Annotated in this window: 15 protein-coding genes and 2 pseudogenes; 7 read left to right on the top strand and 10 right to left on the bottom strand. The window is 69.6% G+C overall.

Annotated elements, in window-relative coordinates:
• Positions 1 to 82 precede the first annotated feature (82 nt).
• Together HZ989_RS03420 and HZ989_RS03415 are read right to left on the bottom strand one after the other, a co-directional pair.
• Positions 83 to 2,917 (bottom strand): pitrilysin family protein, encoded by a 2,835-nt coding sequence (locus tag HZ989_RS03420; protein WP_209322246.1) that lies wholly within the window; start codon positions 2,915 to 2,917, stop codon positions 83 to 85.
• Positions 2,918 to 3,037: 120 nt separating this feature from the next.
• Positions 3,038 to 3,928 (bottom strand): isoaspartyl peptidase/L-asparaginase family protein, encoded by an 891-nt coding sequence (locus tag HZ989_RS03415; protein ID WP_209322245.1) that lies wholly within the window; start codon positions 3,926 to 3,928, stop codon positions 3,038 to 3,040.
• Positions 3,929 to 4,069: 141 nt separating this feature from the next.
• Here HZ989_RS03415 and HZ989_RS03410 point away from each other — a divergent pair.
• The 6 genes and pseudogenes from HZ989_RS03410 to HZ989_RS03385 all read left to right on the top strand — a co-directional run.
• Positions 4,070 to 4,525: pseudogene (locus HZ989_RS03410) on the top strand (alcohol dehydrogenase catalytic domain-containing protein); the annotation flags it as partial.
• A 185-nt stretch (positions 4,526 to 4,710) separates the two neighbouring features.
• Positions 4,711 to 5,085, top strand: a complete 375-nt coding sequence (locus HZ989_RS15295) for a hypothetical protein (protein ID WP_371812972.1) — start codon at positions 4,711 to 4,713, stop codon at positions 5,083 to 5,085.
• Positions 5,025 to 5,585, top strand: a pseudogene (locus HZ989_RS03400) (zinc-binding dehydrogenase); the annotation flags it as partial. The gene HZ989_RS15295 and the pseudogene HZ989_RS03400, both read left to right, overlap by 61 nt.
• Positions 5,582 to 6,307: a 2OG-Fe(II) oxygenase family protein gene (locus HZ989_RS03395; protein ID WP_209322244.1), complete on the top strand. Its 726-nt coding sequence runs from the start codon at positions 5,582 to 5,584 to the stop codon at positions 6,305 to 6,307. The pseudogene HZ989_RS03400 and the gene HZ989_RS03395, both read left to right, overlap by 4 nt.
• Complete coding sequence (locus tag HZ989_RS03390) at positions 6,304 to 7,065, top strand: 2OG-Fe(II) oxygenase family protein (RefSeq protein ID WP_209322243.1); 762 nt, start codon at positions 6,304 to 6,306, stop codon at positions 7,063 to 7,065. The genes HZ989_RS03395 and HZ989_RS03390 overlap by 4 nt, the downstream gene beginning before the upstream one ends.
• A gap of 153 nt (positions 7,066 to 7,218) precedes the next feature.
• The gene (locus HZ989_RS03385; protein WP_209322242.1) at positions 7,219 to 7,821 is read left to right on the top strand and encodes a MarR family winged helix-turn-helix transcriptional regulator; all 603 of its coding nucleotides are present in this window, start codon (positions 7,219 to 7,221) and stop codon (positions 7,819 to 7,821) included.
• On the opposite strand, the gene HZ989_RS03380 is transcribed toward HZ989_RS03385, so the two are convergent.
• The 5 genes from HZ989_RS03380 to prfA form a co-directional block, all read right to left on the bottom strand.
• On the bottom strand, positions 7,818 to 8,045 hold the full coding sequence (locus HZ989_RS03380; RefSeq protein ID WP_209322241.1) for a hypothetical protein: 228 nt from the start codon (positions 8,043 to 8,045) through the stop codon (positions 7,818 to 7,820). The two genes, HZ989_RS03385 and HZ989_RS03380, sit on opposite strands and share 4 nt — an antisense overlap.
• A 145-nt stretch (positions 8,046 to 8,190) precedes the next feature.
• Positions 8,191 to 8,757: a DsbE family thiol:disulfide interchange protein gene (locus HZ989_RS03375; protein ID WP_209322240.1), complete on the bottom strand. Its 567-nt coding sequence runs from the start codon at positions 8,755 to 8,757 to the stop codon at positions 8,191 to 8,193.
• Complete coding sequence (ccmD, locus tag HZ989_RS03370; protein WP_209322239.1) at positions 8,754 to 8,915, bottom strand: heme exporter protein CcmD; 162 nt, start codon at positions 8,913 to 8,915, stop codon at positions 8,754 to 8,756. Before ccmD ends, HZ989_RS03375 begins: the two co-directional genes overlap by 4 nt.
• Before the next feature lies 1 nt (position 8,916).
• Complete coding sequence (gene ccmC / locus HZ989_RS03365; protein WP_209322238.1) at positions 8,917 to 9,636, bottom strand: heme ABC transporter permease CcmC; 720 nt, start codon at positions 9,634 to 9,636, stop codon at positions 8,917 to 8,919.
• Positions 9,637 to 9,698: 62 nt separating this feature from the next.
• Positions 9,699 to 10,766, bottom strand: a complete 1,068-nt coding sequence (prfA, locus tag HZ989_RS03360; RefSeq protein ID WP_209322237.1) for a peptide chain release factor 1 — start codon at positions 10,764 to 10,766, stop codon at positions 9,699 to 9,701.
• Between the two features lie 189 nt (positions 10,767 to 10,955).
• Here prfA and HZ989_RS03355 point away from each other — a divergent pair, with 189 nt between their 5' ends.
• Complete coding sequence (locus tag HZ989_RS03355) at positions 10,956 to 11,735, top strand: sulfite exporter TauE/SafE family protein (RefSeq protein WP_209322236.1); 780 nt, start codon at positions 10,956 to 10,958, stop codon at positions 11,733 to 11,735.
• A 150-nt stretch (positions 11,736 to 11,885) separates the two neighbouring features.
• Here the strand turns inward: HZ989_RS03355 and ispG are convergent, their stop codons facing one another.
• The 3 genes from ispG to ptsP form a co-directional block, all read right to left on the bottom strand.
• Positions 11,886 to 13,022 (bottom strand): flavodoxin-dependent (E)-4-hydroxy-3-methylbut-2-enyl-diphosphate synthase, encoded by a 1,137-nt coding sequence (gene ispG, locus HZ989_RS03350; RefSeq protein WP_371812971.1) that lies wholly within the window; start codon positions 13,020 to 13,022, stop codon positions 11,886 to 11,888.
• Positions 13,023 to 13,082: 60 nt separating this feature from the next.
• Complete coding sequence (locus HZ989_RS03345; protein ID WP_245162435.1) at positions 13,083 to 14,231, bottom strand: helix-turn-helix domain-containing protein; 1,149 nt, start codon at positions 14,229 to 14,231, stop codon at positions 13,083 to 13,085.
• A 157-nt stretch (positions 14,232 to 14,388) separates the two neighbouring features.
• Positions 14,389 to 16,641 carry a phosphoenolpyruvate--protein phosphotransferase gene (ptsP, locus tag HZ989_RS03340; RefSeq protein ID WP_245162434.1) on the bottom strand — a complete coding sequence of 751 codons (2,253 nt, stop codon included), beginning with the start codon at positions 16,639 to 16,641 and terminating at the stop codon, positions 14,389 to 14,391.
• Positions 16,642 to 16,754 lie beyond the last annotated feature (113 nt).

The raw sequence follows: 16,754 nt of genomic DNA, 5'->3' as shown, positions 1-16,754 counted from the left end.
GGGAGGATCAGCCCGCCCGTTTAGGCCAGAACGGCCGCGACAACCAGATCGGGATGGTGATCCGGTTGTCGCGTGGCCGGGGCTATTTCAGCGCGGCGCTGTCCAGATTGAGGTCGGACAGGGCGATGACCTCGACGTCGGGGTGTCTGGCACGCAGGGCGTCGATGAACTGAGCCGCATCGCCGACGATGACCAGACTGGCCCGGTCGACCGGCAGGTGTTCGGCGAAGGCGGCCTCGACCGCCGCCCCGTCCACGGCCTCGACCTTGCCGACATAGGCGGCCAGCTCGCTCATCGGCAGGTCGTAGAGGGCCAGGTTGGCGACCAGTCCGCCCAGGCCGTCCACGGTTTCCAGCGAACTGCCGAAGGCCCCGGTCAGGATGGCCTGACGGGTGGTGATCTCCGACGCCGTCGGCCGGGTCGTGGACAGGCGGGTGACCTCTGCCAGGATCAGGTCGGCGACCTCGGCGGCGGCGTCGTTGCGGGTCTGGGCGCTGGCGGTGAACAGGCCGTCGTCGCGACGGACGCCCAGCGAGGAGCGGGTCCCGTAGCTGAGGCCGCGCTTGATGCGGATTTCCTGATTCAGGCGCGAGGTGAAGCTGCCACCCAGCAGGGTGTTGCCCAGCGTCAGGGGGAAATAGTCCGCGTCGGTCCGCGAGACCCCGCGCAGGGCCACGGTGACGGCCGCCTGTCCGGCCCCCGGCTGGTCGATGACCACGATGCGGGTGGGGCGGGGCTCACCGGCCGGGGCGGTGGCGGCCGGTGCCGCCGTCGCAGGCGCGGTCCAGTCACCGAAGGCGGACTGGGCCAGGGCGCGGGCCTCGGTCTCGTCGATGTCGCCGGAGAAGACCAGGGTCGCCCCGGACGGACGATAGCGGGCGGCGTGGAAGGCGGCGACGTCGGCGCGGGTGATGGCGGGCAGGGTCGTCAGGGTGCCGGACGCCGGGGCACCATAGGGCGCCTCGCCATAGACGACACGGCCGGCGGCCTGGGCCGCGACCTGGCCGGGGGTGGTCAGGGCGATGCGGAGGGCGTCGAGCGTCTGGGTCCGCTGGCGGTCCAGCTCCTCCTCCGCGAAGGTCGGATTGCGGACCAGGTCGGCCATCAGGGCGACGGCCCGGGGGAAGACGTTGGCGGGGGCATTGGCATAGACGTTCGAGAAGTCCGCGCCCGCGCCCGCGCCGACCGAGGCCCCCAGCTGTTCGATCTCGGTGGCGATTTCCGGGGCGGTGCGGGTCGTGGTGCCCTGGGTCAGCAGGGCGGCGGTCATGGAGGCGACGCCGGCCTTGCCCGGAGCCTCGTCCGCCTGACCGGCGTCGAAGCCGAGACGGGCGGACACCAGCGGCAGGCCCTCTTTCTCCACGACAAGCACGCGCAGGCCGTTGTCGAGGCGGAAGTCGGCGACCGGCGGGGTGGCGGGCGACACAGCCGCGGCGATCCCGGGCAGGGGCGCGCGCTCGGCCTCGGGCAGAAGCTCGAAGATCTGACCGACGGGGGCCAGGTCGGCGATGGTGACCGGGGCGGTGACGTCGGTGACCTGTTCGCTGACGGGGTTGGCGTCGTCGGCGTTGAGGTAGCGGATCGTCACGCCGCGCGGGTCGGTCAGATAGCGGCGGGCGACACGCTGGATGTCGGCGGCGGTGACGGCCTGGATCTCGGCGATCTCGCGGTCGGCGACGGTGGCGTCATTGGTCTGGATCAGGGCGAAGCCGAGGACGTTGGCGCGGTCGTCGATGGTCTCGCGGCTGCGCAGGGCGTTGGCCACCAGTTCGTTCTTGGCCTCGGCCAGCTCGGCGTCGGTGACCGGTTCGTCGCGGAAACGGGCGACCTCGGCGCGCAGGGCGGCGATGCCTTCGTCGGGCGTCTTGCCCCCGGCCATGATGGCATAGGCGGACAGATAGCCGGCCTGCTGGGCGAAGTCGGGACTGGAGGAGGCCTGGGCCGCCAGCTGCTGTTCATAGACCAGCGAGCGGTACAGGCGCGAGCTTTCGCCCGTGGACAGGATGCCGTCCAGCACGGTCAGGGGAATGCGGTCGGCGTCGCGATAGGCGACCGTCGGCCAGGCCAGGACCACGGCGGGCAGGGCCACGTTCGGGGCGTGGAAGGTGACCTCGCGCGGGCCGGTCGGCTCGGGCTCCAGCACATTGTTGACCGGCAGCGGGCGATCGGGGTTGGGAATGGGGGCCAGATACCGGTCGATCCAGCCGTCCAGCTGCGCCTGGTCGAAATTGCCGGCCACGATCAGGAAGGCATTGTCGGGCCGGTAGTAGGTGGCGTGGAAGCGGCGCACGTCCTCGATGGTCGCGGCATCCAGGTTTTCCAGCGATCCGATCACCCCCCGGCGGTAGGGGCTGTCCTGATAGATCGTTGCCGGGACGAACAGGCTGAACAGACGGCCATAGGGCTGGGCCAGGACGCCCTGGCGGTACTCCTCCTTCACGACGTCGCGCTCGCTCTCGAACACGTCCTCATTGACCACCAGCGAGCCCAGACGGCTGGCCTCGGCGAAGATCAGGCGCTCGAGGTGATTGGCGGGGATGGTCTCGTGATAGGCGGTGACGTCGTCACTGGTGAAGGCATTGTTGTTGCCGCCCACGTCCTCGGTCAGGCGGTCGAAGGTCTCGTCGGGGAAGTCCTTGGTCGCCTTGAACATCAGGTGTTCGAACAGGTGGGCGAAGCCGGACCGGGCCTGGGGGTCGTCCTTGGAACCGACGCGGTACCAGACCTGGACCGTCACGTTCGAGGTCGAGGTGTCGCGCGCGGTGTAGACGTCCATGCCGTTGGGCAGGGTGCGCTTGACGAAGCCCAGCGGCGGCACCTCGACACTGGCGGGCGGGGCAGCGGGGGCCTGGGCCATCACCGGCGCGGCGGACAGCAGGGCGAGGGCGGCGACGGCCGACAGCAGGCGGGACTTCATGAGCGGGCTCCGGAGGAATGCGGAACGACCGTATCAGGGCTGGCGAGCGGTGTAAGTTACAGCGGTGTAATGTGGGCGGGTCGCTCTCCCTCCCCCGCGGGGGAGGGAGAAGATCGCGCGCTATTTCCCGAACACGTCGACCCCGACCTGGCCGTCCGGCGTCAGCCAGGCGCGCTTCATGCCCTGGCTGTTGAAGGGGTCGGCGCGGTGGCCTTCGGCGTCCAGCGCGATCAGGCCGCCGTCGCCGCCCAGGGTGCCGATTTCGGCGATGGCTGCGGCCGTGGCCTCGGCCAGGGACTGGCCCGATGCGACGCGCCAGTCGACGCCGGCGGCGGCGTTGGTGCGGATAAAATACTCGCCCTGGCCCGTGCAGGAGACCGCGACCCGGTCGGTCGCCCAGACGCCCGCGCCGGGGATGGGGGTGTCGCCGACCCGCCCCGGCAGCTTGCCGAACACGCCGCCGGTCGAGGTGCCCGCCGCCAGACGGCCCTCGCTGTCCAGCACGCAGCAGCCGACGGTGCCATGGGCCAGGGCGGCGGTCCGACCCTGACCGGGGGGATGGTTGTCCTCGCCCTGTCCGGCCCGGGTGAACCAGGTGTCGGGGTCGTCGATGGGGTTCAGCCCGTGTTCGGCGGCGAAGGCGGAGGCTCCCGACCCGGCCAGCAGGACGTGGGGGCTGTGGTCCATGACCGCGCGCGCGGCCCGGACCGGGTTGCGATAGCCCTGGAAGGCGGCGACGGCCCCGGCGCGGCGGGTCATGCCGTCCATCAGGCTGGCGTCCAGCTCATATTCCCCCGCCAGATTGGGCGAGGCCCCGCGGCCGGCGACGTAAAGACCCGAATCCTCCAGCCGCACGATCGCCTCGACCACGACGTCAAGCGCCGCCGCGCCGTCCGCCAGCCGAACGGCCATGGCCTGGACGACCTGCCGCATATGGGCGGTCTCGGCGCTGTAATCGCGCCCCTGACGGGCCCCGGCACCGCCATGCAGGATGAGGGCGGGTCCGGGCATGGGCGTCTCCTGATACGGTCGCCTCTTTCAATCGGGCGTGGCGCTCTTTAGCCTCACGCGAAGCCGAGAACCATCCTGACAGGCGGGCCTGACGTCGCGCGAACGCGCATCAGACCCGCCAAGCCAAACGAGACCCAAAGAATGCGCGCAGTCCTGTCCAAGACCGTCGGTGGTCCTTCGTCCCTCGTCGTGGAGGAGGTTCTCGATCCCACGCCCAAGGCGGGCGAGGTGGTGATCGAGGTCAAGGCGGTCGGGATCAACTTCCCCGACACGCTGATCATCGAGGACAAATACCAGTTCCGGCCCGAACGCCCCTTCTCGCCCGGCGGCGAGGTCGCGGGCGTGGTCGAGGCTGTCGGCGAGGGCGTCAAGGGCGTGTTCAAGGGCGACCGGGTCATCGCCGTACCGGGCTGGGGCGGCCTGGTCGAACGGATCGCGGTCCGGGCCGACAGCCTGATCCGGATGCCGGACGCCATGTCGTTCGAGGAGGCTGCGGGCCTGGTCCTGACCTATGGCACCTCCTATTACGCGCTGAAGGACCGGGCGAGGCTGCAGCCGGGCGAGCGTCTGCTGGTGCTGGGCGCGGCCGGGGGCGTGGGGGCCGCCGCGGTCGACCGACGAGCTGATCGGCTGTCGGCCGGACCGCCGGCCGTTCTGACCGCCCCAGCGAGTACGGCCATGGGCCGCAGCGCCCTTGACGTCGCCGACAGGCCGCCGCCTCGACCAACGGACAAGGTCGGGATCGGTTCGCCCTCGAACTCCTGGGGGCCGACAACGGGCTGATGCGCGATCTATCCGGCTTCGCGGACCGGCGTCGATGGAGCGGCGCGGCCGGGGGCGTGGGGGCCGCCGCGGTCGAGCTGGGCAAGGCCATGGGGGCGCAGGTGACGGCCGCCGCCTCGACCAACGACAAGGTCCAGTTCGCCCTCGACCTGGGGGCCGACAACGGGCTGATCTATCCGGCCGGAGCGATGGACAAAGCCGCGCAGACGGTGCCAGGGGCCCGGGGCGGCCGAGAACCAGGTGTCTGGGACGCCGAACTGTCGGGCGAGCTAGCCAGTATGCAATGGCTGAAGATGAACACCGCGCTCAGAGCGCGGCCGGGGGCGTGGGGGCCGCCGCGGTCGAGCTGGGCAAGGCCATGGGGGCGCAGGTGACGGCCGCCGCCTCGACCAACGACAAGGTCCAGTTCGCCCTCGACCTGGGGGCCGACAACGGGCTGATCTATCCGGCCGGAGCGATGGACAAAGCCGCGCAGAAGGAACTGTCGGGCGAGCTGAAGCTGGCCTCGGGCCGCGACGGGCCCGACGTCGTCTATGACGCGGTCGGCGGCGACTATGCCGAGCCGGCGTTGCGGTCGATGGACTGGAACGGGCGCTATCTGGTCGTCGGCTTTCCGGCGGGGATCCCGTCGTTTCCGCTGAACCTGACCCTGTTGAAGTCCGTCTCTGTGATCGGGGTGTTCTGGGGCGCGGCCGTCGCGCGCGATCCGGCCGGCCACGCGGCCAATATGGCGGACCTGATGCGGTTCTGGTCCGAGGGCCGGATCAAGCCGCGGGTGTCGCGGACCTTCCCGCTGGAGCGCGCGCATGAGGCGATCCAGGCGCTGTCGGACCGCACCGCCATGGGCAAGATCGTGGTGACCGTGGAATCGTGACCGTGCTGTCGCCCAGTCTGGATATGGCCGCGGCGCGGGAGCGGCTGGCCGCGCGCTCGCGCGTGCGCCTTCCCGGCCTGTTGCAGGACGGCGTCGGAGGACTCCATGAGGCGGTGACCGATCCGGCGATGGTCTGGATGCGGGCCATGCACAATCCCTACAACGCCGACGTGCCCGTCGCGATGTTCGAGGCCGAGCCCCTGCACGAACAGGCCCGGCTGATCGCCCTGGCGCACGAGGAGGCGACGGAGGGCTTCCAGTTCCTGTTCGACCGGCTGAGACTGGGTCAGGCGCGAAGCCTGGGTCTGGCGATCCCGCAGGCGCTCTATGACCTGCATGCCTGGTTCAATGCCGAACCGTTCCTCGATTTCGCGCGGACGCTGACCGGGGACGACCGGATCGCCTATGTCGACGCCCAGGCGACGCGGTATCTGCCCGGCCATTTCCTGAACCGGCACACCGACGAGCATGTCGATGCCGGGCGGCTGTATGCCTATGTGCTGAACCTGTCGCCGGACTGGCGGGCGGAATGGGGCGGGCTGCTGATGTTCCTGGAGAACGGCGAGGTCAGCGAGACCTTCCTGCCGGGTGCAGGGACGCTGAATGTGTTCAGGGTGCCGCAGAGCCATGCGGTGTCGATGGTGGCCCCGTTTGCGGGCCTGCCGCGCTATTCGATCACCGGCTGGTGGCGGACGACCCCGCCGCCGGGAGGCCAGGGATGACGCCGCTGCGCCTGTCACCCGAACTGGACGCGACCGCACTGGCCCGGGCCTTTCAGGCGGGCGGGCGGAGGCTGCATATCCCCGGCATCCTGGTGACAGAGGACGCCGATGCGATCGAGGCGGTTCTGGCGGCCGAACGACGCTGGAAGACGACGGTGGCGGCGGGCGGCACGTTTCTGGAACTGCCGCTGGACGGGCGCGTCGCACAGGACCCGGCCAAACAGGCCTGGCTGGACGAGGCGGCCGTGGACGGCTCCAGCCCCCTGACGCAGTACATCTTCGATACCCGCCGCCTGACCGCCGAGCGCGAACTGGAGGTGACCCGGGGCGACGCGGCCGATGCGGTTCTGGACTGGCTGAACAGCGAGGCCTTCATCGCCTTCGTCCGCACCGTGACCGGAGACGACCGGATCGATCTGGCCGACGCCCAGGCCTCGCGGTATCGGCCCGGCCATGTCCTGACCAGCCACAATGACGTTTCGCCGGGCAAGAACCGGCTGTACGGCTATGTGCTGAACTTCAGCCGCGACTGGCGGGCCGACTGGGGCGGGAACCTGGTCTTCTACGGCGAGGACGGCCATATCGAGCACGGCTGGGTGCCGGCGTTCAATGCGCTGAACCTGTTCGTCGTGCCCACCCGCCACGCGGTGACGCAGGTGGCGTCCTTCGCGGCAAGGGACCGGCTGTCGATCGTCGGATGGCTGAGGTCCAACACCGCTCTCGGGCCACAGTCACGGGGTGATGTGACGTCCTACTAGATGGCCAGCCATCGACCGCCAGGCCCCCGGGCCCAAGCCGAGAGCGCCCGCAGCGCGCGCGGTCGCGCGCCGCGCAGTGGCCTGGCGCATGAGCGCCATAAATCTGTAAAGCGACGCTGATAACCCTCCGCATACGGCAGAGGGATGCGTGCGATGGTCAAGTCCGGCAAACAGGCGAGGCGGGCGGGGACGCTTGCGGATTCACCCAGCCATCTGATGCACCGGGTCCTTCAACTGGCGCTCGACATCTATGCCGAGGAAACCGGGGCTGACGGGCCCACCCAGCGTCAGTTCGCCGTGCTGGAAGCCGTATCGGTCAAGTCCGGCCTGACCCAGACGGATCTGGTCAAGGCGACCGGCATCGACCGCTCGACCCTGGCCGATCTGGTCGCACGCATGACGACCAGGGGTCTGCTGGCCCGCGAACGCTCCAGCCTCGACGCCCGCGCCATGGCCGTCAGCCTGTCGGCCGAGGGCAAGGCCCTGCTGGAGGCCGCGCGGCCCAGGGTCGAGGCCGCGGACAAGCGGATCATGGGCCTGCTGCCCAAGGCCAAGCGCGACGGCTTCCTCGAACTGCTCGGCGAGCTGGCCGCCTCGGCCGACGCCGCGCCGGAACAGGCCAGGGCCGAAATGAAAGCGCTCAAAAAGGCCCAGAAGGACGCCAGGAAGGCGGAAAAGGCGGCCAGGAAGGCGGCCGAACCTGAAAAGAAGGCCAGGAAGCCCAAGAAGGCGAAGGCCGTCGAACCCGCAGTCTAGACCCGGATATCCAGCAGCTGGCCGGGGCGGGGGGCGCGCGGCGTTTCCGGTTCCGCCGCCGCCGCCGCCGCTGTGGGCCGTGGCTGAGGCGTCTGCTGAGGCGTCACCTGAACATCGCCCATGGCCGCCCGGAAAAAGGCCGACTGGGCCGCGCGCATCTGCGCCGCCGGTCCGGTCGGAGCGGCGGGCAAGGCCGACGGCAGGTCGGGACGGATCGTGCTCATGTCGACAGGGTTAACGAATCCTGTCGACAAAAGGTTAACAGGCATACAGGGGCGCTAACGCTCAGCGCGCGGCGCTTCGCTGCCTGAGCGCGGTCTTAAGGGCGCTATCGCTCAGCGCGCGGCGCTTCGCTGCCTGAGCGCGGGGTCAGCGCGACGTTGCCGTCGGCAGGGGTCGGGGCGGGGCGGCCAGGGCGTCGGTCATCCGCTTCAGGTCGGCGTCGGTCAGCAGTGGCCCGGACGACTTGGCCACGACCTGCCCCATGGCATTGACGGCAAAGCTTTCGGGCACGCCCGAAATCCCCATCTCCAGCCCCGCCCGACCATCCTGATCGACCAGGACCATGGCGAACGGATCGCCCAGCTCGTCGAGGAAGGCCTGGGTCGCCTCGGGCTCATCCTTGTAGGCGACACCGACGATGGCGATCCCCTGCGCCTGCAGCTTCAGCAGCTGGGGGTGTTCGACCCGGCACGGCGCGCACCAGCTGGCGAAGACGTTGACGATCATCGGCTTGCCGACACCGGCGGTGCGGATGTCGACGTTCTGGGGGCCGGGCACGCCGTCCTTCAGGATGGGCAGGACCGTCTCGGGCACCGTGCGGCCGACCAGGGCGGCGGGCTTGAACTCCGGATCGCGCTTCAGCGACCAGCCGATGAACAGCACGGCCAGGGCGGCCAGAACCACCAGCGGGATGATGGAGAACCAGCGGCTCATGACTCGACCGTGGGCTGATCTTCCAGCCGCTTCAGCTCCGCCTTCCATTTCCGCGACGCGGCGACGGCGCGCACCACGACCGAGCCCAGCACGACGACGCTGATGCCCCACGCGGGCCAGACGAAGGCGGCATAGGGGCTCATGTCCAGGTCGAACATATCAGGCCTCCAGCGCCATGCGCGCACGGATCGACTGCACCCGGCGACGCACGATCTCGGTGCGGATGGAGGTCAGCCAGACCGCCAGGAACAGCGCCCCATAGGCGGCCATCATGGTCAACAGAGGCGCCAGAAAGACCGGGGCCAGGGACGACCCGCCCGCCCGCAGCAGGGAGGCGGGCTGGTGCAGGGTGTTCCACCAGTCGACCGAGAACTTCACGATCGGCAGGTTGATCAGCCCGACCAGACCCAGGATGGCGGCGGCCCGTGCCGCACGCGCCTCGTCGTCGATCGCCGAGCGCAGGGCCATATAGCCGATATAGAACAGGAACAGGACCAGCACGCTGGTCAGCCGCGCGTCCCAGACCCACCAGGTCCCCCACATCGGCTGGCCCCAGAGCGAGCCGGTGACCAGCGCCAGCAGGGTGAAGGCCGCGCCCGGCAGGGCAGCCGCCCGCGCCGCCGCATCCGCCAGCGGATGACGGAACACCAGGGCGAAGAAGCTGGAAATTCCCAGCGCCGAATAGGCCATCAGCCCCAGCGACGACGCCGGCACATGGACGAACATGATCCGCACCGTGTCGCCCTGCTGATAGTCGCCCGGCGCGGTGAAACTCAGCCAGATGCCGACCAGAAGCAGGCCCGCGGCCACGACCCACAGCACCGGCACGAGCGGCCGGGTGAACGACATGAAGCGTTGGGGATTGGCGAGGCCGAACATGTCTTTGCGCTCTACGCGGGGCGGCGACGCCGGGCAAGGGCGCGGTGGTCGCGGCCGTCGGGTCAGGCGAATTCGGCCTCGAGGTCGGACAGGCGCGCGGCCTGATCCTCGGCGATCAGGGCGTTCAGCAGGGCATCCAGATCGCCCTCCAGGATCTGCGGCAGGCTGTGCAGGGTCAGGCCAATCCGGTGGTCGGTCACCCGCCCCTGCGGGAAGTTGTAGGTGCGGATGCGTTCGGACCGGTCGCCCGAGCCGACCTGGGACTTGCGCGCATCGGACCGGGCACTGTCCTTCATCTGGCGCTGCATGTCGTACAGGCGCACGCGCAGGTTCTTCATCGCCTTGTCGCGGTTGACGTGCTGGGACTTCTCCGAGGACGTCACCACGATCCCGGACGGGAAGTGGGTGATCCGCACGGCCGAGTCGGTCTTGTTGACATGCTGGCCGCCCGAACCCGACGCCCGATAGGTGTCGATCCGGATGTCCTTGTCGTGGATCTCGATCTCGACGTCCTCGACCTCGGGCAGGACGGCGACGGTCGCGGCCGAGGTGTGGATGCGCCCCCCCGCCTCGGTCGTCGGCACCCGCTGGACGCGGTGGACGCCGCTCTCGAACTTCAGCCGTCCGAACACGCCGTCGCCGGTGACGGTGGCGATGATCTCCTTGTAGCCGCCCGCATCGCCCTCGGTCGCCGAGTCCAGCTCGACCTTCCAGCCCCGCGTGGAGGCATAGCGGGAATACATGCGGAACAGGTCGCCGGCGAACAGGGCCGCCTCATCCCCGCCGGTACCGGCCCGCACTTCCAGCACGGCCGAGGCGTTCTCGTCGGCGTCGCGCGGGGCCAGCAGCAGGGCGACATCGCGCTCCATATCGGGCAGGCGGGCGTTCAGCGTGTCCAGCTCGTCGGCCACCATGGCCGCCATCTCGGGATCGGCCGTCATGGCCTCAAGATCCTCGATCTCCTTCCTGGCCCGGGCGAGCGCCAGCACCGCATCGGCCACCGGCTTCATCTCGGCGTGCTCCTTGGACAGGCGCACGATCTCCTGCCCGTCACTGGCCGCGCCCATGCGCGCCTCCACCTGGTGGAAGCGATCCAGGACCTGATCGAGCTTGGACTGGGGCAGATGCAAGGGCGGAACGTCTCGAAAAGCGAAGGGGCGGAGCCTTATCGCGCGGCGGGCGGCCTGTCGATGCGGGGGGGCCCGGAGCATCACGGCGGATAACATCGGCGTCATGGGGCGTTACCCTTCGCCCGCCCGTGCATTAGCTCTGAAGCAGACGGTCCGTGCGCCTCCTCCCGGCGCAGGTCTGGGGGCTGAATGGAAACGTTTCTGCTGTTTCTGGTCGTGGGCCTGTTCGCCCAGGCGGTCGATGGTGCCCTGGGCATGGCCTACGGCGTGATTTCGTCTTCGGTTCTGCTGGCATTCGGTGTGCCGCCTGCAACGGCATCGGCCAGCGTGCACGGGGCGGAAGTGTTCACCACGGCCGCGTCGGCCGGATCGCATATCGGGCACCGGAACGTGGAATGGCGGCTGCTGGTGCCGCTCGCGGTCGCGGGCGTGATCGGCGGCGTCCTGGGTGCCTATGTACTGGCGGGGATCAAGGGCGACGAGATCAAGCCGTTCGTGATCGCCTACCTCGCCCTGATGGGCGGCTATATCCTGTGGCGCGCGACACAGAACACGCCCGCCCGCAGGATTCGTCCGGCCTGGATCATGGCGCCCCTGGGGATCGTCGGCGGATTCTTCGACGCCATCGGCGGGGGCGGCTGGGGTCCGACCGTGTCCTCGACCCTCGTGGGCGCGGGCGCCGAGCCCCGCCGCGCCATCGGCACGGCCAATACCGCCGAGTTCTTCGTCACTGTGGCCATTTCGGCGACCTTCGTCTGGGCCCTGGTGACCGGGCACTGGAAGGATGCGGAGGCCCTGACCAATCACGCTGCAGCCGTGGCCGGCCTTGTGGTCGGCGGCCTGCTGGCCGCTCCGTTCGCGGGCTATGTCACCCGGATCGTGCCGCAGCGGGCCCTGACCTATGCCGTGGGCGGCCTGCTGCTGGTGCTGGCGACCTATCAGGGGCTCCAGCTGGCCGACGTCCTGTAGATTACCCGCTCCATGCCGCTTCCACGGGCATCACTGTATCCACCGGGCACCCGACCGGGCGTCTCGCCGCGATCGCGCAGCCAGAGGACCGATAATCCGGGCTGGTCGAGGACGTGCCCTCGGCCGTAGCCCGGTCACCTGACGAGCCTTCTATTCGGCGGCCTCCAGCGCCGCGTCGCGCGCCGCGTTCAGCTCGGCCGCCTTGGCCTCGACCATCTCGACGATGTGCTCGACCATGCCGTCATTGGCCAGTTTGTGGGCGATCTTGCCGTTCAGATAGACCATGCCGGACCCGGCCCCGCCGCCGGTGAAGCCGATGTCCGTATACAGGGCCTCGCCCGGGCCGTTCACGACGCAGCCGATGATCGACAGCGACATCGGCGTGGAGATATGGGCCAGCTTTTCCTCGAGGATGCCGACCGTCTCGATGACGTTGAAGCCCTGACGCGCGCAGGACGGGCAGGCGATGATATTGACGCCGCGGTGGCGCAGACCCAGCGACTTCAGGATGTCGAAGCCGACCTTGATCTCCTCGACCGGATCGGCGGCGAGGCTGACCCGGATGGTATCGCCGATCCCGGCCCACAGCATATTGCCCATGCCGATGGCCGACTTGATGGTGCCGGTGCGCAGGGGGCCCGCTTCGGTGACACCCAGGTGCAGCGGGCAGTCGATGAGCTCCGCCAGCTGCTGATAGGCGGCGACGGTCAGGAAGGGGTCGGAGGCCTTCACCGAGATCTTGAACGCGTGGAAGTCGTGGTCCTGCAGGATGCGGGCGTGGTTCAGCGCGCTCTCGACCATGGCGTCCGGGCAGGGCTCGCCGTATTTCTCCAGCAGCTCCTTTTCCAGCGAGCCGGCGTTGACGCCGATGCGCATGGAGCAGCCGTGGTCCTTGGCGGCCTGGATGACGTCGCGGACCCGGCTCGCATTGCCGATATTGCCCGGATTGATGCGCAGGCAGGCGGCCCCGGCCTCGGCGGCCTCGATGCCGCGCTTGTAGTGGAAATGGATGTCGGCGACGAGCGGCACCCTGGCCTCGCGGGCGATGGTGCGGAAGGCGCGGGTGGAGTCCTCGTCGGGACAGGAGACGCGGACGATATCCGCCCCGGCCTCTTCCAGCTCGCGGATCTGGCCGATGGTCGCATTGGCGTCCGAGGTCAGGGTGTTGGTCATCGACTGGACGCTGATCGGGGCGTCGCCGCCGACCGGGACATTGCCGACCATGATCTGGCGGCACTTCCGACGCTCGATATGGCGCCAGGGTCGGATATGGGAATGGTCGCTCATGACGCGCTCAATATAGGCCCGTCGCGACGACAAGGCCATGACGCGCAGCGACGCGCCGGATCAGCCCGGATTCGCCGCGGTGGACAGGGTCTGCCCGGCCGAATCGACGGTCTGGGTGACGCTGGTCTGCGTCGCGAGGGTGGCGCGGGCGGCAGCGGCCTGGGCCGCGGTCGCCTCGGCCTGGACCTGGACGGCCGTCTGACGGGCCAGGGCCTGGGCGCGGGCGTTCAGCTGGGCCAGGGGCGTCAGGACGCCGGTCAAGGCACCGCCCAGTTCGCCATTCAGATAGACGTCGAAGGCGGCCGGATCGGACACGTCGATCACGGCCGAAAGACCGGTGGGCGCACGCCAGGCCTCGCCCGCCGCCAGTTGCCGGGCGAACAGGACCCGTCCGTCGGCCATGCGCACCACCAGCGCCCCGGCCTTTTTCGCCTGCAGCACGACCTGGGATGAGTTGGCGGCGGCCCCATAGATCGCGCCACGCGGATTGAAGGCGGCCTGGACCGGCGGAGCGTTCCGGACGGCCGCGGCGGCGACGGCGGACGTGTCCGTGGGATCGATGCCGGTCAGCTCGGCCTCGAGACCCGGCGTGATGTAGAGGGCGGGGGTGGTCTGGTCCGGCGGCGCGGCCAGGGGCGCGCCCACCCGCACGATGTCCTGACCGGGGACGTTGCCCAGCGACCAGCTTTCCGGCACCTCGGCGATGTCGGACGGCTGGGGCGCGCGCATCAGGCTGACCCGCTGGAAGACGTTCCAGCCGATCACCGCCACGGCCAGCAGAAGGACGGTGCCGATGATGCGCGGCGAATAGCGCTTCACATCCTCGAAGGCGACGCCGACCGGAGCCTGCAGCGCCACGGAGGCGTCCGGCGTCTCGCGCTTGTAGCGTTCGACGGCCAGTTGTTCGTCCAGGCCCAGCGCTCCGGCGTAGGCGCGCACATAGCCGATGGCGAAGACGCGCGACGGCAGGGCGGAGACATTGTCTTCTTCCAGCGCGCGCAGATAACGCTCGTGAACCCGGGTGTCGGCGGCCAGCTCGGCCAGGGACCGGCCGGACAGCTCGCGCGCCTTGCGCAGGCCCGAACCGAGAGTCGCTGCCTCTGTGATGGAGGGCACGGGGTCCTTCCAGTCCGGGTGGGCCCGAAACTCATCGGGGACGGTCCCCGCATCCAGCGCCATGACGCTATGCCCCATACTCGGCACCGTCATGAAAACGGTCGCCGTACTCAACAACTCACCGCCTACACCGTCGGCATGACAATCGCCGCCTCCCCCCGGAGGCACACGTGTAGCGTCTTGTGGATAACCCATTTCGGTTGCCGTATCAACGTCTTGTTAAGCGTGTTGGCGTCCCGGACAGGGACTCTCACAGACCGACGTTCAACTTCCGGGCCAGGCTTTCGATCTCGTTTCGGATCGAACCGGCGGACGATCCCAGCAGATTGGTCATGCCACGCCGCGCCGCGACCAGATCGGCCGACAGGATCATCCGCTTCACCGGACCCACCCCGCCAGCCGGGGCCGACAGGTGCGTGAATCCCAGCGTAATCAAGGCGAACGCCTCCAGCGGCCGGCCCGCCAGCTCGCCACAGACCGATACCGGCGTGCCCGTCTCGGTGCAGGCTTTCTGGATGGACTGGAGCGCGCGCAAGGCCGGCGGCGACAGGGCGTCGTAGCGATCCGACACCAGCGGGTTCGTCCGGTCCGCCGCATACATGTACTGGAACAGGTCATTGGACCCCACCGAAACGAAGTCCGTCAGCGGCAGAAGCGCGTCGAGATGCCACAGCAGGCTGGGGCATTCGATCATGGCCCCGACCCGCAGGCGCGCGGGCAAGGGACGCCCCCGCCGGCGCGCCCATTCGCATTCGACGTCGACCAGCTCGCGCGCGGCGCGGAACTCGTCCACGGTCGCGATCATGGGGAACATGACCCGCAGTTCCCGCCCCGCCCCGGCCGCCAGCAGCGCGCGCAGTTGCAGGCGCAGCAAGGATGGCCGGTCCAGGCCCAGTCGAATGGCGCGGCGGCCGAGGGCGGGATTCTCCTCCCGCTCGGTGGTCTCCATATAGGGCAGGACCTTGTCGCCCCCGATGTCCAGGGTGCGGAAGGTCACCGGCCGGTCGCCCGCGGAGTCCAGCACCAGCCGGTAAAGCGCGGTCTGCGAGTTCAGGCGCGGCAGTTCCTCGGACACCATGAACTGGAACTCGGTGCGGAACAGGCCGATGCCCTCGGCCCCGGTCGCGTCGAGGTTCTCCAGATCGACTGCCAGCCCGGCATTGGTCAGGAGCGTGATCCGCGTGCCGTCGGCCGTGATCGCGGGCACGTCGCGCAGTTTGGCGAACTCGGCCTGACGCTGATCGCGCAGGGCCATACGCGACTGGGCCGATTCCAGCATGTCGGGCCGGGGGCGCAGATGCGCCTCGCCCGTCTCGCCGTCGACGATGACCAGATCGCCCTCGCTCAGCCGGTCGCGGATGCCCTGCAGACGACCGACGCAAGGGATCTGCAGCGCGCGCGCCACGATGGCGGCGTGGCTGGCCGCCGAACCTTCTTCCATCAGCAGGCCACGGATGCGGTCGCGCGGATATTCCAGCAGGTCGGCCGGGCCCAGGTTCCGGGCCACCAGTATGGCGTCGTCGGGCAGGACGCGCTGTCCGGGATTCTCGCCCCCCAGCACCCGCAGCAGCCGGTTGGCCAGGTCCTCGAAGTCGTGCAGGCGTTCCTTGATGTAGGGATCCCGCGCCTGGGCGAAGCGGGCGCGGTGCTCGTTGCGCACCCGGTCCACGGCGGCCTCGGCCGTCAGACCGCCCCGCACCGCCTCTTCCAGCGACCGGTTCCAGCCCCGGTCGTCGGCGAACATCCGGTAGGTTTCCAGCACCTCGAACGACTGGCCGGCCAGCTTGCCCTGACCCCCGTCCAGCAGGGCGTCGATGGAGGCCTTGAGCGTCAGCAAGCCTTCTCGCAGCCGGATTTCCTCGACCTGCTGGTTCTCGGCCAGCAGCCGTTCGGGCGGCAGAGGGGCTTCGTGCAGGACGACGTGGCCGAACGCCAGGCCCTCTGCGAACCTCTGGCCCTTGATGCGCTCGGGTCGGTGCGGCGCGACCTCGATGTCGCGCAGTTCTTCCTGGGCCAGCAGTTCGCCACTGGCCACGGTCTCGGCCAGGACCATGGCGATGGTCTGGATGTCCTCGACCTCGTCGGGATCGTAGCGGCGCTCGGACTTGTTCTGGACCACCAGCACGCCGATGGCCCGGCCCCCGCGCAGCAGGGGCGCGCCCAGGAAGGCGTGATAGGGATCCTCTCCCGTCTCCGGCCGATAGGAGAAGCTGGGGTGGTTGGGCGCGTCCGACAGGCTGATCGGCTGGGCCATACGCGCGACCTCGCCCACCAGACCCTCGCCGGCCTTCAGCCGCGTGGCGTGGACGGCGTCGCGGTTCAGGCCGTGGGTGGCGAACAGCTCCAGCTCGCCCGACGCCCGCCGCAGATAGATGGAGCAGACCTCGGCCACCATCGACTGGGCGATGGTGGTGACGACGACGTCCAGACGCCCCTGGGCCGGGCCGCCGTCGGCCATGGCCTCGCGGATCTGGCGCAGGAGGACGCGTGGCCCCCTCGTCATCGTTCCGCCCGCTACCGGCATGCGTTTTCCCTGATCGTCCCCGTCGCAGGGCGCGCCGAAGATAGGGGGGGAAGGCGGTGGAGGCTATAGGGCGCGGCAGCGAAGGGGAGAGA

The organism is Brevundimonas sp. AJA228-03 (assembly GCF_017795885.1).
GTDB lineage: Bacteria > Pseudomonadota > Alphaproteobacteria > Caulobacterales > Caulobacteraceae > Brevundimonas.
This window is presented reverse-complemented; position numbering and strand designations above follow the sequence as displayed.

Bases quoted from the DNA above. Each gene is read 5' to 3' on its own strand.
- HZ989_RS03420 (WP_209322246.1), bottom strand. From the start codon at position 2,917: ATGAAGTCCCGCCTGCTGTCGGCCGTCGCCGCCCTCGCCCTGCTGTCC.
- HZ989_RS03415 (WP_209322245.1), bottom strand. From the start codon at position 3,928: ATGCCCGGACCCGCCCTCATCCTGCATGGCGGTGCCGGGGCCCGTCAG.
- HZ989_RS15295 (WP_371812972.1), top strand. From the start codon at position 4,711: ATGCGCGATCTATCCGGCTTCGCGGACCGGCGTCGATGGAGCGGCGCG.
- HZ989_RS03390 (WP_209322243.1), top strand. From the start codon at position 6,304: ATGACGCCGCTGCGCCTGTCACCCGAACTGGACGCGACCGCACTGGCC.
- HZ989_RS03385 (WP_209322242.1), top strand. From the start codon at position 7,219: ATGGTCAAGTCCGGCAAACAGGCGAGGCGGGCGGGGACGCTTGCGGAT.
- HZ989_RS03380 (WP_209322241.1), bottom strand. From the start codon at position 8,045: ATGAGCACGATCCGTCCCGACCTGCCGTCGGCCTTGCCCGCCGCTCCG.
- HZ989_RS03375 (WP_209322240.1), bottom strand. From the start codon at position 8,757: ATGAGCCGCTGGTTCTCCATCATCCCGCTGGTGGTTCTGGCCGCCCTG.
- ccmD (WP_209322239.1), bottom strand. From the start codon at position 8,915: ATGTTCGACCTGGACATGAGCCCCTATGCCGCCTTCGTCTGGCCCGCG.
- ccmC (WP_209322238.1), bottom strand. From the start codon at position 9,636: ATGTTCGGCCTCGCCAATCCCCAACGCTTCATGTCGTTCACCCGGCCG.
- HZ989_RS03355 (WP_209322236.1), top strand. From the start codon at position 10,956: ATGGAAACGTTTCTGCTGTTTCTGGTCGTGGGCCTGTTCGCCCAGGCG.
- ispG (WP_371812971.1), bottom strand. From the start codon at position 13,022: ATGAGCGACCATTCCCATATCCGACCCTGGCGCCATATCGAGCGTCGG.
- HZ989_RS03345 (WP_245162435.1), bottom strand. From the start codon at position 14,231: ATGACGGTGCCGAGTATGGGGCATAGCGTCATGGCGCTGGATGCGGGG.
- ptsP (WP_245162434.1), bottom strand. From the start codon at position 16,641: ATGACGAGGGGGCCACGCGTCCTCCTGCGCCAGATCCGCGAGGCCATG.